Here is an 18,846-nt window from a genome sequence, read left to right as displayed (position 1 = left end):
TACAACTCATCTCAGTTATTTAAAAGCAATTAGCATGCCACTAAATAATAGCTGTGGTGTTTTTATTATATCGATTTAGTGTCATCTTAGGTTTTGTTAAATTAGGGTAATGCATTAAATAATCAATGAAGCAATCAGCCATTGAAAGATTGGTTGTTATAACCTCATCTTCTTTATTAAGTAAAGGAGCGTAGCCTTCCTTCCCTTTTATGGTATAAGCTGTTGATGTTCCATAATATATTTGCTCATCTAACACCGGTTCCCACCCTGAAATCGAGTTAAATATTTCAAACTCCGTAATACGCTGACCAGCAGGATTACACGCTTCGTATTGATAACTTAATTGTGATACATAAGGAAAGCTTCCAGAGCCACTTCCTATCACCCCATTGTTAGTCGCATTATCTATTGCACCTTCAATAGCAGCTTTAAGGTATTTGCCTTTGATACTATAAATGACAATTGGGATTGCAAATGGCAAAACTTTTCCGGCAATGTCGGCATATGTGATAGCTCCCTGATTTAAACCAGAACGAACCCCACCTGCATTGTGCATAGCAAACTGTACTCTACTGTCGACTTGATGCGCTTTAGAATAAAAAGCCTCAACAACCCAAGGGGCAATATCACTTTGCCCTTTCTCATTTGGTACCCTACGATGAGATAAATCCATCGAACAGTGTCCAATAACTTGTTGAGATAGTCGTACAACCTCACCGCGGTATTTATCGATCAGTAGCTCTTCAATTTTTTGATCTTTTGAACAAAATTCAGCGCCTATAAATTCATTCAAGGTGTTGTATATCACTTTTTGTTTTTTTTCATCGATAGGAGCTTCACAAGCCTTATCTTGATAAGCAAGATCGTCCAATAACAACATATTTCGTCCATTAAACGAAATTAACTCACCACTATCAGAGTACTCTAAATCACAATAGCCTAACGCTAAAGCATGGCAACCAGCTTGAACTATATAGGTGTTATTTACCTTCTCACCATATGAGGCGATACTTTCTAAGCCAATATCAGCATAATCACCCTGTAATACATGACTGTGCCCACCAACAATAAGATCGATTCCAGAAAGAGATTCAGCGAGTTGTTTATCAGCGTCGTATCCTAAATGACTAATAATAATGACATTATTAATTCCATTTACTTTTAAATATTCAATGGTTTTTTTCGCTGTTTCAATCGCATTCAAAAATGGAGTATCTGGATCTGGACTCGCCAATACATCCATTTTATCTATGGTTAAACCAAATACAGCAATATCGACATTGCCTGCATGTTTAATCATATAATTTGCTATCTCACGCTCTGTATCATAAGACAGCACATTATCTTGATATTTTAGTTTTTGACCTTTGCTTTGGTCTTCCTCACTCAGATCCCAGTTTCCCATTAAAATTGGAAAGTTAACCTGAGAGACAAAATGACTAACTAATTCATTTCCTAAATCAAATTCATGATTGCCAAGTACCATACCATCTAACGGTAACTGGTTAAGCAATTCAGCATTGGCCTTGCCTTTATACAGAGAAAAGTAGAGTGTCCCTTGAAAACAATCTCCAGCATGATAAGTCGCAACATTGCCACCCTCAGCTTTCATTTCATTACTAAGTAAAGTCATTTGGTGTGATAATCGAGAAAAACCACCACACTTTATATAAAATTTATCAACGCTTTCACAATTCAAAGCAATTACAGATTCATCAAAATAAGAGTGCGTATCATTAATATGCATAACTCTTAATTTATTGCTTTGCTTATCACTCATCTTCTTTCCCTTTTCGAAGCCTTAAAACTCAATTGCACAAGCTTCATCAAACAATCTGCGACTATCATATCACTTATTGTTCTCTTTCGTTTTTGAAGATAAAGAAAATTGCACTATCAAAGAAATTTATTCAAAAAAATCAATTCTATAATTGTGATATCCATAATGCTTTACTCTCGTTACATGCTATATAGTTATTTATACAAGTATCTGATGAGGAAGTCATATGCTCTTAGAACGAATAGAAGTTTCAGGATTTCGAGGCATTAAACGCTTATCACTTTCTTTTGAACAACTCACCACTTTGATAGGCGAAAATACATGGGGCAAGTCATCATTACTTGATGCGCTTTCTATTGCCCTGCCCATTTCAGGCGAACTACATCAATTTACACTTAAAGATTTTCACCAAGACCACTCTATTTCATATACTCAAGATCAACATATTCAAATCATTATTACTTGGCAAACCACAGAAAAAAACGAACATAAAGCGGGTCGATATAGAAAACTTTCATCACTGTGGCAACATGATACAAATAACAATACACAACGTATTTACTACCGTGTGAGTGCGACAAATAATGATGGAAAGATAACTTCTTCAAGTACCTTTTTAGATAAAGATGGTAATGTATTACGTTATCACCGTATCGAATGCCTGGTTTATGAGCTCATTAAGTTACATCCTGTTATTCGGATCCGAGACTCACGCCGACTTAGCCCTGGTCCTTTTACTGACCATGTTCCCGATGATCGAATTGAACGACGAATTAATAATACCTGCCGACGCCTATTAACTGCTCCTGGGCAAGTAAGTAGTGGCGAAATAAAAAGTGCCTTACAATCAATGCAATCTCTTGTTGATCATTACTTTTCTTTTAGAAACCATAGACGACATGGTCAACATAAAATGCGTGATGATTTATTCTTTGGGCAAAAAGCGGAAGGTGTTTCTTTAAACCAATTTGTAAATCAAAATCAAAGTAAACAGACTAAATTACTATTATTAGGTTTGCTTAATACCTACTTACGAGCAAAAGGACCGAATACATTAAAACAATCGGCGCGACCAGTCATGATTGTCGAAGATCCAGAAGGTCGGCTTCACCCAACCCAATTAATTCAAGCATGGACATTACTTAACCACATTCCCATGCAAAAAATACTTACGACAAACAGCAGTGAATTGCTTAGCGCCGTTCCATTATCATCCATAAGACGTTTAGTAAGAGAATCTGACTCGACTTCTAGTTACGCATTGACCCCGACGAGTTTATCTCGTGATGACTTGCGTCGGATTACGTTTCATATTCGATTTCAACGTTCTAATGCTTTATTTGCTCGCTGTTGGTTACTTGTTGAAGGTGAAACTGAAGTATGGTTATTTAATGAGATGGCTCGAATCCTTGGCTACAACCTTGCAGCGGAAGGTGTACAAATCATTGAATTTGCTCAATCTGGATTAAAATCATTAATAAAAATGGCCAAAGCTCTTCATATCGAGTGGCATGTAGTTACGGATGGAGATCCTGCAGGGAAGAAATACGCCTTTGCAGTAAAAAGTCAGCTCGAAAACGAACACGAACGTCACCGTTTAACCGAGTTACCTCATAAAGACATCGAGCATTATTTATATCATCATGGTTTTGAAGAATTATTCAGAACACTATCAAATATTTCAGCCGATCAAGCTGTTCCACCTAAAAAGATCATCGTAAAAACACTAAAAAAATACGCAAAACCGGATGTCGCATTAGCTATTGTGGAACATTGTGAAGAGATGGGACCTGAAAGTATTCCTTTATTACTGCGATGGACATTAAAACGTACGGTTACAATGGCAAAAGGACAAGGATAAAAAAACGCCAACAGCATAGACTGTTGGCGTTGATATTTTATAAAGAACTCTTATTTATTACGTCGTGCCGTTACTGAATCTGCTAATTGACGAAGTACTTTTTCGGTATCATCCCAACCAATACAAGCATCCGTAATTGATTGACCATAAGTTTCTACTTTGCCGTTAACTAAATCTTGGCGACCTTCAACTAAATGACTTTCAATCATGACACCAAATACGGCATCTTCACCACCTGAGATTTGACCACAAACATCATCTGCAACAACCATTTGACGTTTAAAGTCTTTTGAACTGTTTGCGTGGCTGAAATCAATCATTACTTTTTGCGGTAAACCAGAAGCTGCAAGTTGCTCTTTAACAGGTTTAACGTGTTCTGCGCTGTAGTTTGGCTCTTTACCACCACGAAGAATAATATGACAGTCAGGATTCCCTGCTGTTTCTACGATTGCAGAATGACCATATTTTGTTACTGATAAAAAGTGGTGTGATGAACCAGCTGAACGAATAGCATCCGTTGCAATCTTGATATTACCATCAGTACCGTTTTTAAATCCTACAGGGCATGAAAGACCAGAAGAAAGTTCACGGTGAACTTGAGATTCGGTTGTACGAGCACCAATTGCTCCCCAACTGATTAGGTCACCCATGTATTGCGGAGTGATCATATCTAAAAATTCACCAGCAGTAGGTAAGCCCATATCCGTTAGATCAAGCAACAATTTACGACCAATACGTAGACCATCATTCAATTTAAATGAATCATCCATATAAGGGTCATTGATTAACCCTTTCCATCCAACTGTGGTACGTGGTTTTTCAAAATAAACACGCATCACAACTTCTAAACGATCACCCAACTCATCACGCAATACTTTTAGCTTTTCACCATACTCTAGTGCCGCTTTTGGATCATGAATAGAACATGGTCCTATAATGACTAAAAGACGATCATCTTCACCTTGAAGAATATTATGAATAGCTTGACGAGACTGAAACACCGTTTTAGCAGCCGTTTCAGTTGTCGGAAATTTTTCTAGTACAGCAACAGGCGGTAAAAGTTCTTTTACTTGTTTAATTCGTACATCATCAGTTTGATACATTGCTTATTCTTCCATCTCTGTTATACAGGTTATCTTCCTGCATCTTTATTCTCCATTCTGTTAACGTAACGTGTCTTGTTCTGTTGTGCAATGGTTAATTTAATATAACTTACTACTCATACCTCTTTTGACATGAACCACACATAACCTTATTTTTTGCGCAATAAACAATCAAAGAAACAAGAATCACTTCTTTAGTTTAATGAATATGTTACAGTAACTTTGGCTAGTAACTGAAAGGACTAATTGTGACGATAAAAAATACAAAGAGAGCAAATGTCATTACTTTTGAAGCTGTTGATAAATTTTACGACCAATTTCACGCGCTAAAAGATATCAACTTAACCATTCAAGAAGGTGAAAAAGTCGTTATTTGTGGTCCTTCTGGATCAGGAAAATCTACGCTTATTCGCTGCATTAATGCATTAGAGTCCATCCAGAATGGTCAACTTTCTCTTTTTGATGAGGTTTTATCACCAAAGCACCTTGATAAAGGAAAGATTGGTATGGTATTTCAACATTTTAATCTTTTCCCGCATTTAACCGTGTTAGAAAATTTAACCCTATCCCCTATCAAAACGTTAAAGCTTTCTAAGGCTCAAGCAAAAGAGCGAGCATTGACGTATTTAAAACGAGTAAATATCGCTGAGCAAGCTGATAAGTATCCATCACAACTTTCTGGTGGCCAACAACAACGTGTCGCTATTGCTCGTTCACTCTGTATGGAACCTAAAATTCTCTTATTTGATGAGCCGACTTCAGCACTTGATCCTGAAATGATCAGTGAAGTTCTTGATGTAATGTCGGATTTGGCTAAAGAAGGCATCACAATGGTTTGTGTTACTCATGAAATGGGATTCGCCAAAAAGGTAGCGGATAGAGTCGTTTTTATGGATGAAGGCGAAATTGTTGAGATTGCAGAGCCTCTCCAGTTTTTTGAATCCCCACAACACGCCCGAACTCAACGCTTTTTAAACCAAATATTAAGCTATTAAGATGAATTACTTTACTCGTATTTTTGCACCAGTTCTCTCTGCAACTCTTCAGATCTTATTACTTAGCTTAGGTCTTTTGTGGGTTTTGGACAGTGGTGCTCAAGCCATGAACTATCAATGGCAATGGGATCGAGTTCCTGATTTCATTTTCTTTTATGAAGATGGTGAATGGTTTCCAGCAGAATTAATTGAAGGTTTGTTGGTTACTTTAAAAATATCCGCCATCAGTGCGATTGCAACACTTACTATTGCTCTGATAACCGCATTATTACGCTTATCAAATTCTATTGTGGGAAAAACAATATCAACGCTATACATTGAGCTGATCCGTAATACCCCATTATTGGTTCAAATCTATTTATTGTATTTCGTTTTTGGTCCTTTTTTAGGCTTAGATCGCTTCACTACTGCCGTATTAGCCTTAGCTTTGTTTCAAGGAGCATATACGGCCGAAATCTTACGTTCGGGCTTAATCAACCTACCCAAAGGACAATTTGAAGCGTGTAAGACATTAGGACTTTCTCAATTCAACAGCTATCGATATGTTGTTTTACCTCAAGTAATTAGAAAAACCTTACCCTCACTAACCAACGAATTAGTTTCCTTAGTTAAAAACTCTTCTATAGTCAGTGTAATGGCTATTTTTGACCTTACAACTGAGGGAAGAAATATTGTATCGGATACGGCAATGCCATTTGAAATTTGGTTTACAGTTGCTGCTATCTATTTAATCATTACATTAAGCCTTTCTGCTTTATCAGCATGGCTAGAATACAGAATGCATAACGCACATTAAGGAGAACAACTCGCATGAAGCACCTATTACTTTCGTTTTTTGGATTAAGTTTACTATTTAGTAGTTCAGCATTTTCCGCAACGACAACCGACAACACACCAAATTTAGACAAGATTCAAGAGCGTGGCACATTAAAAGTAGGCTTAAGTACCTTTGTTCCATGGGCGATGAGAAATCAACAAGGTGAGTTAATTGGTTTTGAAGTGGATGTAGCAAAACGTCTTGCTGAAGACTCTGGTTTAAAAGTTGAGTTTATACCTACAGCTTGGGATGGCATTATTCCCTCTCTTATTTCTGGTAAATTTGACGTCATTATTGGTGGATTAACGATAACCGATGAACGTTCAAAAAGTGTTCTTTTCACTGTTCCATATTCACACTCAGGTGTACAGGTTGCTGCTAATAAAGAGTTAACCGATGGCTTTACTCGTGAAGACTTCAACTCCAGACGCGTAAAATTTGCAGCACGCCGTGGGTCAATTACCGTCGCAGCTATCAAAGAGCATTTTCCAAAAGCAAAAGTTCTACAATTTGATGACGAAGCACAAGCCTTTCAAGAAGTATTAAATGGTAATGCTCACGCAGTAGCAGCATCAACACCTAAACCTGAGTTTGACTCGCTCAAACACGCTGATATTCTTTACCTACCATTTAAAGAGCGTTTATCACAAGGCAATGAAGCCTTTGCTGTTCGGTTAGGCGAAGAAGATAAAAAAGCGTATTTTGATGAGTGGATCAAAGCACGTACCAATGATGGTTGGCTAAAAGAGCGTTACGACTATTGGTTTACAAGCCTAGATTGGCAATCACAAACAGCGAAATAGAACATGTATCAAAGAGCATCCTTTCGGCTCAATCGATTAGATTGGGGATTACTGATCATTATCATAGGCTTTGTTACTTGGTTATTAACCAAAGATAGTGGCACCTTGGCCTATCATTGGCAGTGGTCTAAAGCCATTCAGCTTTTATTTACTTCAAAAGCGGATGGTTCTCTCCCTTACTTTTTTGATGGTTTGTTTTCAACATTACGTTTAACGTTTTGGGGGATGCTCTTTGCCATTTGTTTCGGTGTCTTACTGGGCTTAGGACGTCGCTCAAATCTTACTGTGATTAGAGCGTTATCAAATAGCTATATTCAACTGATCCGAAACATTCCACCTTTGGTCTTTATTTTTATATTTTACTTTTTTATCGCTAACCAACTGGTTCCTTTATTAGGTCTTGAAAACTTATTACGTGAGCACTCTGGTGATATTAATTTGCTTCAACAGTTCCTTTTTGGTTCTGCTAATCTGTGGGAAAACTTAACGGCTGGAGTATTGTGTATTGGTATGATCTCTGCCGCTTATATTGGTGAAGTCGTACGCTCAGGTTTGGATGCAATACCTAAAGGCCAACATGAAGCAGCAAAAACACTGGGATTATCAACTTGGCATCGATATCGATACATTATCGCTCCACAAGTATTTAAAGTGATCATTCCACCGTTAGCTGGTCAATGCATCTCTTTAGTTAAAGACTCTTCTATTATCTCTTTAATTTCAATACAAGAATTGACGTTTGTTGGCACTGAAATGGCAAACTCAAGCGGTATGATTTTCGAAATTTGGATTGTTGTCGCTTTCTGTTATTTCATTCTTTGTTTTATGCTTTCCCAACTCTTTAATTATTGGGAACGTAAGTAAAGAAGTAAAAAAGCTCAAGAATACTCTTGAGCTTTTGTATCAATAAAATTGATAGTTATATGTCAGTTACACTGTAAACTTATTCATTATCTTTTCTTGGCTTTCAACGACACTCACCTGTTCGTTAATAGCAATTGCAGCACCTTGTGCCGCTTCATGAACCAAAACTGACAAATCCTTAATATTCACGGTCTTTCCATTTATTTCTTCAGCAACATGGCTTTGCTCTTCAGCTGCAGAAGCTATATGGATATTCATATCGTTAATTTGTTGAATCGTTTCTCTTATTTGACTTAACGCTTCAGCAGTTTGTTTTGCTTTATCAACGGTAGAATCCGCTCTTTGCTGACTACTTAACATGGAAGAAGAAACACTTGCAGCACCCGATTGCAACTGTTCAATCATGGTCGCGATTTCTGTTGTCGATTCCTGTGTGCGCTTGGCAAGGGTTCTTACCTCATCAGCAACAACAGCAAACCCACGCCCAGCCTCCCCTGCTCTTGCTGATTCTATTGCCGCATTAAGAGCAAGTAAGTTTGTTTGCTCTGCAATATCATTAATAACACGTAAAATCGTGCCAATACTGTCTGTCGCTTTTTCTAGTTTTCCAACTTCTTCGACTGCTTGATTAATATTTGTTGATAGATCAGTAATTTCTTCCGATGTTTGGTTTACAACCGCCATACCATTCTCTGTTGCACTGTCCGCTTTTTTCGCATATTCAGCGGCGCTTTGTACATTTCCAGCCACATCAACCGACGTAGCTGCCATTTCATTCATGGCCGTTGCAAGTTGTTCTAGCTCCATCATCTGCGTATTCATTGCCGTTTCGGAGTCATTTGCACCTACTAGAATCTTCTGAGCACCTTGATTTAATTGATGGCTTAACGCTTTTGTTTCTGTTACTTGGGTTTGAAGATTAATAATAAACTGATTAAAGCCTTCCGCTAGAGGAGCGAATTCAGGATCAATTTTGGTATCAAGTCGCTGTGTTAAATCCGCTTCTCCTGATGCTACGTTCTGAATTGCAGAATTTAATGTTTGAACCGGACGGATAAGACGAGTAATGAACATCAGCATTAGAATAATTGATACAATAACCGCAACGAGTGAATATATTAATGAATCATTTTTTAATTCATTGATTTGTTTAAAAACTTTAGCCTCATTAAGAACTACACCAATCGACCAAGGGTATCCATCAATTGAGGTGAATGAGACATCATGTATAGCCCCATTAATCTCTATTGCTTGTAAGTTTGAGTTTAATTGAATATTTGGTAGGAATGACGCCATTGATTGGCCATTATATTGACTATCAGGGTGAGCGATAACGGTTCCAACCTCATCAACAATAAATAAATATCCAGCATCAAATAATTCTACTTGATTCACTAGCTCGGCTAAACTGCCTAAACTCAGATCGAAAAAAATTGACCCAATAAACTGATTATTTGACTTCACTGCCGTTGCAATTGAAATCAGAATTTCTCCAGTAAGAGCATCCTCGTAAGGCTCAGTAATTATTGTGCCATTTTCTTGTTTTGCAGATTGATACCAACCACGCGTTCTTGCATCATACCCTTGTGGATCCCACGTTGGATCATTACTAACAAAATCATGCCCATCTTCAAAACCGATACCTGCAAGTACAAACGCCTTTTTAACTTGAGGCTGGCTTAAGATTGTCTCAAGCGTTTTTGAATTCAAATCTCTTTCAGCAATTTCTGTTACGTATTCGGCTAATAATGTTTTTCCCGCTAGTTCTGAATTCACTGTTGTTCGTACGCCATCAACAATCTCACGGATGCTTGATTGAACTTCATGCTCTACTTCTTTTTTCATATTAAGGTATTGAACAGTACTTAATAGAGCCAAAGTCACTGTCATAACAATAGAAAAAGCTAAAATAATTTTGTGTCGAAACTTCATAGAAACATCCTAAATCCGATATTTAAATTTACATTTCGAAACATCATGTCATCTAAAATTCGTACAAACCAATACAATGCAACATTTTTGCAACAGCTGTCTCATTAATAATTTTACATAAAAAAACGGTCAACCTTATAAAGTTGACCGTTTTTATAATAAATAATGATAAAAATATTAATTATTCAATAGCTTGGATTTCTTCAAGTTTAGCCGTATTTACTGTAAACACTCTAAAAATGAAAATCGTATTCATCATTGATAAAACCACTTCAGAAATGGAAAAAATGAAAGACAATACTGGCGACTGTAAACCAATCAAACCAAGTCCATATTCTAATGCCCACATCAAGCCTGTAGTAAAACCAAAAATAATCACTAGGCCTTTAAATAAAACCCAGTAATTGTCTTTTGTATCATGCCAACCCAATTTAATCGCATCATTTGTATTTTCTTTATAAAGAACACAATAGATCTCTGTAAATGAGAAACGTGCCATCAAATACAAACCAGGCAAAATAAGCGCCATGAACCCCATTAATATCGCTAATCCCAAAATCATGTTCATCAATACAAACGAAAACCATGTTTTGGCTGGTATTTGATACAACTGACTAAATGGAACTCTTCTACCATCAAATGAATAAGCGATGTAATAGAGAATAGCTCCTTTATAAAAAGGATAGATAGTCAAAATAAATAGCATATATACTAAAAACTTACCCGGACCATCGTTCTCATTAAAGCTTAACGCTATCCCATTAGTGATAAGCGCGAATGGAAGGACAAGCATACAAAAGGCAATAAAATGCTTTTTGAAGTAGTTGAAACTATCCATCAATAAAACTGATAAGGCTGGCATATTTTTCTATCCCTAAGAATAAATATAATAAATAACGGTTATTTAATGAGAATAACAAATATCAAACAAACTAAGAAGTTAATTTTTCTTATCACTTATCGTATAACGTTATGATTCTTAATCATTCTTATACCCTCTCTTCTTATGCAATCGCTAATCGGGTTTTGATCCATTGATGAGCGCCAAATAAATGAGAGTGTTCTTTCCATATTAAGTTCAGGTACATTTAATGCGACTAATTCACCGCGTTCAATGTATTTCACTACATCTAAATAAGGTAAACAGCTTAAATATTGTCCATTTGCTACTAATGTTCGTAATACTGGAACGTATTCGTACTCACGCCATACATCTAAATCAGGGATTTTTCCATGAATGGCGCTATCAAAAATAGTTCGAGTTCCTGCACCATGTTCACGCAATACCCATTTTGCTTGCTCTAATTGGGCTAAGCTGACTTTTTCATGCTTAGCAAAGGGATGGTGAGCAGCGGCAACAATAATCAAATGGTCAGTACAAAAAACTTCTTGGTGGATTCGGCTATCATCACAACGCCCTTCGATAATCCCTAGTTCATATTTGTAATCTAACACCCCTTCGATAATACCCGTGGTATTTTTTACACCTAAAGATATTCGAATTTCTGGGAAATCATTATCAATATTACTGATAAGATTTGGAACTAAGTGTTCTGCCGCTGTTTGGCTTGCACCTAACGATATTTCACCACTGATCAAATGCTGATCATAAAAGCCTAATTCGATTTGTTGAGCATCGTGGATCAGCTTTTTAGCTTTCGGCCGAAGCCATACACCCCAATGAGTGAGCGCCATTCGTTTTCCGTGACGCTCAAATAATGAACGCCCCAACATTTTTTCTAACTGCGACAACGACATACTGGTTGCTGATTGAGTCAACGACAATAATTCAGCCGCTTGACTGACACTTCCTGTTGTCGCTACTGCATCAAAAACTGCCAACTGTTTTAATGAATAACGCATAACCATCTCTTTTATAAGAACTTATTTTGTGTAAATCATACCATTTTAGTTTCATAAGGAAAACTGATATAGAACCTAAAAACAATCAATTTTACCCCAAGCAATTTTACTCATAATCTAACTGGGCTTAAGCAAGACGAGCTAGCTCATATTCCTTAAGCATTTTTATAACCAATACTTAAGGAGGACAAATGAGTTCTAATCTCAGTCCAAATACAACTGGACAATTTAATCCCAGCGAAATGATGGAACAAGCGGCTTATTACGCACTGGCTAAATCGAAGAAGCCAACAAGCATGGTAATTGGCTTAGCCATTATGGCTGGTGTCTTTATCGGGATAGCATTCATTTTCTATACAACGGTAACGACAGGCAATACAGAAACTGGTTGGGGTATCAGTCGTTTTGCTGGTGGCTTAGCTTTTAGTTTAGGTTTGATCCTAGTTGTTATCGGTGGCGGTGAATTATTTACAAGCTCGGTTTTATCGGCAATCGCTGTAGCAAATAGACAAATCAGTTTTGGCAAAATGTTAGGCATCTGGGGAAAAGTGTATATCGGTAACTTTATTGGTGCTGGTTTATTACTCGCTCTTGTGGTTTCAGCTGGTATGTACCAAAACGACGGTGGTCAATGGGGCTTGAACGCACTAAATATCGCTCAACATAAATTGCATCACCAACCATTAGAAGCATTTGCTCTGGGTATTTTATGTAATTTATTAGTGTGTTTAGCTGTGTGGTTAACTTTCTGTTCAACCAACATGCTCACTAAAGCAGTAATGGTTATTTTACCTGTTGCAATGTTTGTTAGTAGTGGTTTTGAGCACTGTGTTGCAAACATGTTCATGGTTCCTTTAGGTATTGCGATTCAACAGCTTGCTCCACCTGAGTTTTGGCTTGCGGTAGGTGCAACACCTGAACAATACGCAGACTTAAATATCGTTAATTTTATTACAGCGAACTTAATCCCTGTAACGTTAGGAAATATCGTTGGTGGTGCTGGTCTTGTTGGTTTGGCTTATTGGTCAATCTTCACTCGCCCTCAATTAAAAGCAGTAGAAACATCACAAATTACACCACTATTTACAGATTCAGACTCTAAGGAAATGATCAAAATGAACGCGAACAAAACAGTAAATCAATTTATGGATGTTAACACTTACGTTCTTCAACCAGAAATGCCTGTAGAAGTTGCACTGGATAACCTATTAGACCGCCATCTTTCAGGTGCAATCGTTGTAAACAATCATAGCGAAGTAGTTGGTTTCTTCTCTGAGCACGATGTGTTAGTTGAATTGTGGTGTGAAGACTATTTACCAGAGAAAGGCCGCACCGTAGCTGATTTAATGAAAACAGATATCACAAGCATCTCTCCTAAAGATACATTGTTACAACTGGCTGAGTTCTATGCGATTGACAAGCCGAAGCTATACCCAACAACAGATATGGGCATTGCGACTAGCTACAGCACACTATCAATTAATGACCGCGCTCGTGACATGCGTGTTTCTAAACCACGTATCTTACCTGTAATTGAGAACAATCAATTAGTTGGTGTTGTTACTCGTGAAGATGTTGTTAGTCAACTACGCTCTATCTACGGTGAGCGTATGGAAGCGGTAAAAACTGAAGAAGTTGATGCTATCGTAGCTTAATAAAATAACAACGTACGGTTGGCAAATAAGTAGGGCTTCTTATATTAGAAGCCCTTTTTTCTATTTTCTATTTTCTATTTTCTATTTTCTATTTTCTATTAATTGTTACGATTCTTTAAATACGTATCTTGAAGAATATACATACGTTTAATGTCACTGTATTCTCCATTCACGAAAATCTCTTTAATCAAATGCCCTTCTTCAACAAATCCACATTTTTCGTATAAATGAATCGCTTTTTCATTATTTACCGCAACGTGCAAATAAACTTTATGCAAATTCAAAATAGTAAATGCGTAATTTAATGCTTTATTGATTAATCCACGCGCATAACCACAACCTTGAAAATCTGGTGCGATGATAATTTGAAATTCAGCATTACGGTGAATGGAGTTAATTTCAACTAATTCTACTAAACCAATTGATTGCTGTTGTGCATTTTCAGCAATAAAACGACGCTCATTACTATCATGAATATGTTTACGAAATAAATCTTCTAGTTCGTAATACGATTCATATGGTTCTTCAAACCAGTATGACATGATTGATCTATTGTTGTTCAGTTGGTGAATAAAACGAAGATCGGTTTGCTCAAGAGCACGTAATCGGATTTCATTATCCATGTTATTTTCCATTTATGAATAAAAAGAGTATTCACAGCAGTCAATATCGTAAACACTGCTGATTTTTCAGAAAATATCACTATTTATGAAAAACAGAAACAACTATTTCAATTATAAATAATTAAATCATTATCGCCTATTTGCCTACTCTAATCACGTAGTTAAGACAGTAACGGCACACTTCTATTACCTTTATTACTTTTTATGCAGACATAAAAAAACCGAGCTACATGAGCTCGGTTTTTATTTTAATTCTTTGCTAAGGATTAATTAACCTTCGCTACGCTCGCTGCGACCACGGCCACGACCGCCTGGTGCACGCTCGCCACGGTGACTACCACGGTGATCACCACCTTTGTTGCGATCAAAACGACGCTCGCCACCACGGCCACCTTCACGGTTTCCGCCTTCACGATTACCACGGTAACCACCACGGCTGTTACCGCCACGGTTTTCATCACGGCCACCACCAGTACGTGGACGACGTTCGATTGTTAGGTCAACACCTTCAACAACAACCGCTTTTGTTTCGTTTTGACGAATACGTAGTTTCTTAAGTTTGCCAGCAACATCTGCAGACATTTTCTTAGGAAGTTGTACATATGTGTGACCAGGAGCAAGTTTGATTGCACCAATAGAACCTTTAGTGAAACCAAGTTCATTAGCTAAAGCACCTACGATGTCTTTAACTTGTACGCCTTGCTCACGACCAACTTCTAATTGGTACGTATCGAAGTCATCGTTATTGTATTGACGACGTTCACCACGCTCAGGACGATCACCACGACCGCCGCGTTCACCACGCTCTCCACGTTCGCCACGATCAGAACGACGGTTCTTAGCGCGTTCCATAGCTGCGATCATTGGGTCTGGACCTTTGTAGAATAAAGGACGCTTACCTTGTTGACGCTTAAGAAGCATAGCAGCAATAGTAGTTGCATCAATTTCTAGTGTTTCTTGAAGTTTATTGATTAAATCAGTAAACGCATCAAGAGCAACGAATTCTTTATCAGCTTGAAGCTCAGCAGCTAATGCAGCTAGACGAGATTCAGCAACTTGGTCACGATGTGGAAGTTGAATTTCTTCCATAGTTGACTTAGTTACACGCTCAATTGTACGAAGCATACGCATTTGGTTTGTGCGAACAAGAAGGATCGCTTTACCTTTACGTCCAGCACGACCTGTACGACCGATACGGTGGATGTAAGACTCAACATCAAATGGGATATCGTAGTTGAATACGTGAGTTATACGTGGAACATCAAGACCACGAGCAACTACGTCAGTAGCAACTAAAATATCAATAACGCCGTTTTTAATGTTATCAACAGTACGTTCACGTTGAGACTGAGGGATATCACCGTGCAGTGCCGCCGCTTTAAAGCCACGAGCAGATAACCAATCAGCTAGACGCTCAGTATCTTGACGAGTACGAACGAATACGATTGATGCATCAGTTTCTTCAGTTTCAAGTAGACGAGACATTGCTTCGTCTTTTTCTACGCCTTTAACAACCCAGAAGTTTTGCTCTACTTTATCAACAGTGTGGTTAGTACCAGCAACGTCAACGCGAGCAGGATCACGTAGGTAACGGTCAACAATTGTTTTAACCATTGGAGGCATAGTTGCAGAGAATAGAATACGTTGAGCTGTATCTGGTGCTTTTTCAAGAATCCAAGTTACATCGTCAACAAAGCCCATTTTAAGCATTTCATCCGCTTCATCTAGGATGAACGTATGAACTTCGCCTAGGTTTAGACGGTCACGGTTTAATAAATCTTTAACACGGCCAGGAGTACCAACGATGATATGAGCACCGCGGCTTAGAGCACGCATTTGATCAACGATAGATGCACCACCGTAGATCTCTAAAACTTTAAGACCCTTGATGTTACGACCAAGGTTTTTAACTTCAGCAGCAACCTGAATAGCAAGTTCACGCGTTGGAGCCATGATGATTGCTTGTGGGTTATGTTGCTTAAGATTGATTTTGTTTAATAGTGGTAAAGAGAATGCAGCTGTTTTACCAGTACCTGTTTGCGCTTTACCAAGAGCATCACGGCCTTCTAGAAGTAGAGGAATCGAAGCTGCTTGAATAGGAGTTGGAGCTACAAAGCCCATATCATCAAGTGCAGATAAGATTGATTCGTCTAAAGCCAGTTGGCGAAATTCAGTAATAGATTCTGACATTGGGATCCCAATAATTAATCATATAAAAAAGGTCCCATTTGCTCAGCAAGTTCCATACACACACACAAGCTCTCGGGACAGGACAGGTTAATTCCACTCAATTATAGAAAGTGGATTAACTCAGGGCGCGCATAATGCCCTAATACGGCAAGAATTACCAGAAAAAATTGAGCGAGTTCACAAATTTAGCTTCATTTTCTTAGATTTGGTAGTTTTTTGTACTTTAAATGTTCTTTTTTGTACATTTCGTCCAAGTTTTCTAGTAATCAATTAGGTGCAATAGTAAAATTACTTCGTTATTTCTCTATTATAATGAAGGCTCATGTTTCAAGATAACCCACTACTTGCGCAATTGAAGCAGCAAATACAAGAAAAACTCCCAAAAAAAGAAGGCACAATTAAAGCAACTGAACGTGGCTTTGGCTTCTTAGAATCAGATGATAAGAAAAAAAGCATCTTTATCCCACCAGCACAAATGAAAAAAGTTATGCATGGTGACAAAGTAGTGGCTCTTATTCGTACAGAGAATGAAAAAGAGCAGGCAGAACCTGATCAATTAATCGAACAATCAATTACACGATTCATTGGTCGTATTCAGATGTTTAAAAAACGTCTACAAGTGATGCCTGATCACCCTAGTTTAAAAAATGCTATTAAGGCAAAAACTCGCAAAGGCGTAAATCCAGAGACACTAAAAGAAGGTGACTGGGTGGTTGCAGAATTAACTCAACACCCATTAAAAGGGGATCAAGGCTTTCAATGTGATATTACCCATAAAATCACTGACAGCAATGACAAGATTGCACCTTGGTGGGTAACTCTAGCTCAAAACGATTTACCTAACTCTGAGCCTGAAGGTATTGAGCATTGGGAAATCAAAGACGATGCCGATCTAGTTCGTGTTGATATGACAGCAACACCATTCGTGACTATTGATGGCGAATCAACCAAAGATATGGATGATGCGTTATATATCAAAAAGCTTGAAAATGGTTCATTTGAACTAACCATCGCTATTGCAGATCCTACAGCTTACATCACACCAGATGACAGTATGGATAAAGTGGCGCGTGAACGTGGTTATACGATCTACCTACCGGGTCGTAATATTCCTATGTTACCTCGTGACTTAAGTGATGAGTTATGTTCTTTAATTGAAGGCCAAGAACGCCCAGCGCTTTGCTGCACGGTAATGGTTGACGCTGAAGGCAATATCCAAGAAGAAAGCATCAACTTCTTTGCGGCAACGATCAAATCACACGCTCGTTTAGCTTATGATCATGTTTCAGATTTCTTAGAAACAGGCTCTTGTGATAAATGGCAACCAAATGACACTATCGCACAAGTCGTTACTGAGCTGTATGAATTTGCTCAAGTACGTACGACTTGGAGAGAAACTCACGCGGTTATTTTCCCAGATCGTCCTGATTATCGATTTGAATTAAGCGAAGACAACGATGTTATTGCTATCCACGCAGATATGCGCCGTACCGCGAACAAACTTGTTGAAGAAGCAATGGTAACGGCAAACATTTGTGCGGGTAAAACATTACGTGCCGCATTTAATATGGGCGTATTTAACTCTCATGCCGGCATTAAATCTGACAAATTAAAAGACGTTATTGAAATTGTTAATCAATTGGAAGGCGTAGAATTTACAGAAGAACAAATTGCGACTCTTGAAGGCTTCAGTGAATTACGTCGTCTATTAGGAAAGCAACCAACGTCTTATTTAGATGCGCGTATTCGTAAATTCCAAACCTACAGCGAAACAGGTAACGAACCACTTCCTCATTACGCAATGGGCCTAGACATTTACGCAACATGGACTTCTCCAATCCGTAAATACAGCGATATGATCAACCATCGTATGCTTAAAGCCCACATTTTAGGAAAAGAGCCAGTTCAACGCCCTGATGATATCGTTGGAGAAGAGCTAGCACTTAGCCGCCGCTTCCATCGTATGGCAGAACGAAATGTAAGTGATTGGTTATACTGTCGAACATTAGTATCAGAAGTTGAAAAAGAAACTAAGTTCACAGCGGAAATCTTTGATATCAACCGTGCAGGTATGCGTGTACGTTTAATTGAAAACGGCGCAGCAGCATTTATTCCTGGTTCATTAATCGTTGATAATAAAGAACGTATCGAATGTAATGCTGACCAAGGTATTATCTCTATTGATAAACATGAAACGTTTAAACTTGGCGATCAACTTCCTGTCGTATTAGCTGAAGTAAAAGAAGACACTCGTAATATGGTTGCTAAACCACTCCAGGCTTTTCCTGCGCCTGAACCAGTGGAAGCACCTGTTGTTGAAAGTGAAGATAAAGCAACAAATGCGAACGCATAAGTAATCT

General features: G+C 38.1%; 14 protein-coding genes. 7 read left to right on the top strand and 7 right to left on the bottom strand.

Annotated features, from left to right (window positions below):
• Positions 1–40 precede the first annotated feature (40 nt).
• On the bottom strand, positions 41–1,780 hold the full coding sequence (locus tag GNP81_RS17445) for a bifunctional metallophosphatase/5'-nucleotidase (RefSeq protein WP_155673994.1): 1,740 nt from the start codon (positions 1,778–1,780) through the stop codon (positions 41–43).
• Between the two features lie 226 nt (positions 1,781–2,006).
• Between GNP81_RS17445 and GNP81_RS17440 the strand changes: the two genes are divergently transcribed.
• Positions 2,007–3,641: an ATP-dependent endonuclease gene (locus tag GNP81_RS17440; protein WP_155673995.1), complete on the top strand. Its 1,635-nt coding sequence runs from the start codon at positions 2,007–2,009 to the stop codon at positions 3,639–3,641.
• 50 nt (positions 3,642–3,691) lie between these two features.
• On the opposite strand, the gene aroG is transcribed toward GNP81_RS17440, so the two are convergent.
• The gene (gene aroG, locus GNP81_RS17435) at positions 3,692–4,744 is read right to left on the bottom strand and encodes a 3-deoxy-7-phosphoheptulonate synthase AroG (protein ID WP_011263273.1); all 1,053 of its coding nucleotides are present in this window, start codon (positions 4,742–4,744) and stop codon (positions 3,692–3,694) included.
• A 248-nt stretch (positions 4,745–4,992) separates the two neighbouring features.
• Here aroG and GNP81_RS17430 point away from each other — a divergent pair, with 248 nt between their 5' ends.
• From GNP81_RS17430 to GNP81_RS17415, 4 genes are read left to right on the top strand one after another with little or no spacing between them, the layout of a single operon-like run.
• Positions 4,993–5,739, top strand: a complete 747-nt coding sequence (locus tag GNP81_RS17430; protein WP_336495471.1) for an amino acid ABC transporter ATP-binding protein — start codon at positions 4,993–4,995, stop codon at positions 5,737–5,739.
• Between the two features lies 1 nt (position 5,740).
• Entirely contained in the window at positions 5,741–6,535 is a 795-nt protein-coding gene (locus tag GNP81_RS17425) for an amino acid ABC transporter permease (RefSeq protein WP_155673996.1), read from the top strand.
• 14 nt (positions 6,536–6,549) lie between these two features.
• On the top strand, positions 6,550–7,359 hold the full coding sequence (locus tag GNP81_RS17420; protein ID WP_155673128.1) for a transporter substrate-binding domain-containing protein: 810 nt from the start codon (positions 6,550–6,552) through the stop codon (positions 7,357–7,359).
• A gap of 3 nt (positions 7,360–7,362) precedes the next feature.
• Entirely contained in the window at positions 7,363–8,223 is an 861-nt protein-coding gene (locus GNP81_RS17415; RefSeq protein WP_155673997.1) for an amino acid ABC transporter permease, read from the top strand.
• Between the two features lie 66 nt (positions 8,224–8,289).
• Here GNP81_RS17415 and GNP81_RS17410 read toward each other — a convergent pair whose 3' ends face one another.
• The 3 genes from GNP81_RS17410 to GNP81_RS17400 all read right to left on the bottom strand — a co-directional run bounded on the left by GNP81_RS17410 (position 8,290) and on the right by GNP81_RS17400 (position 12,018).
• Entirely contained in the window at positions 8,290–10,155 is a 1,866-nt protein-coding gene (locus GNP81_RS17410; protein ID WP_155673998.1) for a methyl-accepting chemotaxis protein, read from the bottom strand.
• A 181-nt stretch (positions 10,156–10,336) separates the two neighbouring features.
• The gene (locus tag GNP81_RS17405) at positions 10,337–11,017 is read right to left on the bottom strand and encodes a hypothetical protein (RefSeq protein ID WP_155673999.1); all 681 of its coding nucleotides are present in this window, start codon (positions 11,015–11,017) and stop codon (positions 10,337–10,339) included.
• A 95-nt stretch (positions 11,018–11,112) separates the two neighbouring features.
• On the bottom strand, positions 11,113–12,018 hold the full coding sequence (locus tag GNP81_RS17400; RefSeq protein ID WP_155652608.1) for a LysR substrate-binding domain-containing protein: 906 nt from the start codon (positions 12,016–12,018) through the stop codon (positions 11,113–11,115).
• Positions 12,019–12,209: 191 nt separating this feature from the next.
• Here GNP81_RS17400 and focA point away from each other — a divergent pair, with 191 nt between their 5' ends.
• A complete protein-coding gene (gene focA / locus GNP81_RS17395; RefSeq protein ID WP_155674000.1) occupies positions 12,210–13,673 on the top strand; it encodes a formate transporter FocA in 1,464 nt (487 codons plus the stop codon).
• Between the two features lie 98 nt (positions 13,674–13,771).
• On the opposite strand, the gene speG is transcribed toward focA, so the two are convergent.
• On the bottom strand, positions 13,772–14,296 hold the full coding sequence (speG, locus tag GNP81_RS17390; protein ID WP_196587380.1) for a spermidine N1-acetyltransferase: 525 nt from the start codon (positions 14,294–14,296) through the stop codon (positions 13,772–13,774).
• A 270-nt stretch (positions 14,297–14,566) separates the two neighbouring features.
• Positions 14,567–16,486 carry a DEAD/DEAH box helicase gene (locus GNP81_RS17385; protein WP_065597365.1) on the bottom strand — a complete coding sequence of 640 codons (1,920 nt, stop codon included), beginning with the start codon at positions 16,484–16,486 and terminating at the stop codon, positions 14,567–14,569.
• 322 nt (positions 16,487–16,808) lie between these two features.
• Here GNP81_RS17385 and GNP81_RS17380 point away from each other — a divergent pair, with 322 nt between their 5' ends.
• On the top strand, positions 16,809–18,839 hold the full coding sequence (locus GNP81_RS17380; RefSeq protein WP_155673122.1) for an exoribonuclease II: 2,031 nt from the start codon (positions 16,809–16,811) through the stop codon (positions 18,837–18,839).
• Positions 18,840–18,846: the final 7 nt, after the last annotated feature.

Origin of the sequence: Aliivibrio fischeri (genome assembly GCF_009727955.1) — a bacterium.
GTDB classification, from domain to species: domain Bacteria; phylum Pseudomonadota; class Gammaproteobacteria; order Enterobacterales; family Vibrionaceae; genus Aliivibrio; species Aliivibrio fischeri_A.
Note: the sequence above shows the minus strand (reverse complement) of the source record. Positions and strands in the feature narration are given on the sequence as shown.

What these genes read in the sequence shown, in the direction of transcription:
- GNP81_RS17445 (WP_155673994.1), bottom strand. Translation starts at nt 1,780, where the DNA reads ATGAGTGATAAGCAAAGCAATAAATTAAGAGTTATGCATATTAATGAT.
- GNP81_RS17440 (WP_155673995.1), top strand. Translation starts at nt 2,007, where the DNA reads ATGCTCTTAGAACGAATAGAAGTTTCAGGATTTCGAGGCATTAAACGC.
- aroG (WP_011263273.1), bottom strand. Translation starts at nt 4,744, where the DNA reads ATGTATCAAACTGATGATGTACGAATTAAACAAGTAAAAGAACTTTTA.
- GNP81_RS17425 (WP_155673996.1), top strand. Translation starts at nt 5,741, where the DNA reads ATGAATTACTTTACTCGTATTTTTGCACCAGTTCTCTCTGCAACTCTT.
- GNP81_RS17420 (WP_155673128.1), top strand. Translation starts at nt 6,550, where the DNA reads ATGAAGCACCTATTACTTTCGTTTTTTGGATTAAGTTTACTATTTAGT.
- GNP81_RS17415 (WP_155673997.1), top strand. Translation starts at nt 7,363, where the DNA reads ATGTATCAAAGAGCATCCTTTCGGCTCAATCGATTAGATTGGGGATTA.
- GNP81_RS17410 (WP_155673998.1), bottom strand. Translation starts at nt 10,155, where the DNA reads ATGAAGTTTCGACACAAAATTATTTTAGCTTTTTCTATTGTTATGACA.
- GNP81_RS17405 (WP_155673999.1), bottom strand. Translation starts at nt 11,017, where the DNA reads ATGCCAGCCTTATCAGTTTTATTGATGGATAGTTTCAACTACTTCAAA.
- GNP81_RS17400 (WP_155652608.1), bottom strand. Translation starts at nt 12,018, where the DNA reads ATGCGTTATTCATTAAAACAGTTGGCAGTTTTTGATGCAGTAGCGACA.
- focA (WP_155674000.1), top strand. Translation starts at nt 12,210, where the DNA reads ATGAGTTCTAATCTCAGTCCAAATACAACTGGACAATTTAATCCCAGC.
- speG (WP_196587380.1), bottom strand. Translation starts at nt 14,296, where the DNA reads ATGGATAATGAAATCCGATTACGTGCTCTTGAGCAAACCGATCTTCGT.
- GNP81_RS17385 (WP_065597365.1), bottom strand. Translation starts at nt 16,486, where the DNA reads ATGTCAGAATCTATTACTGAATTTCGCCAACTGGCTTTAGACGAATCA.
- GNP81_RS17380 (WP_155673122.1), top strand. Translation starts at nt 16,809, where the DNA reads ATGTTTCAAGATAACCCACTACTTGCGCAATTGAAGCAGCAAATACAA.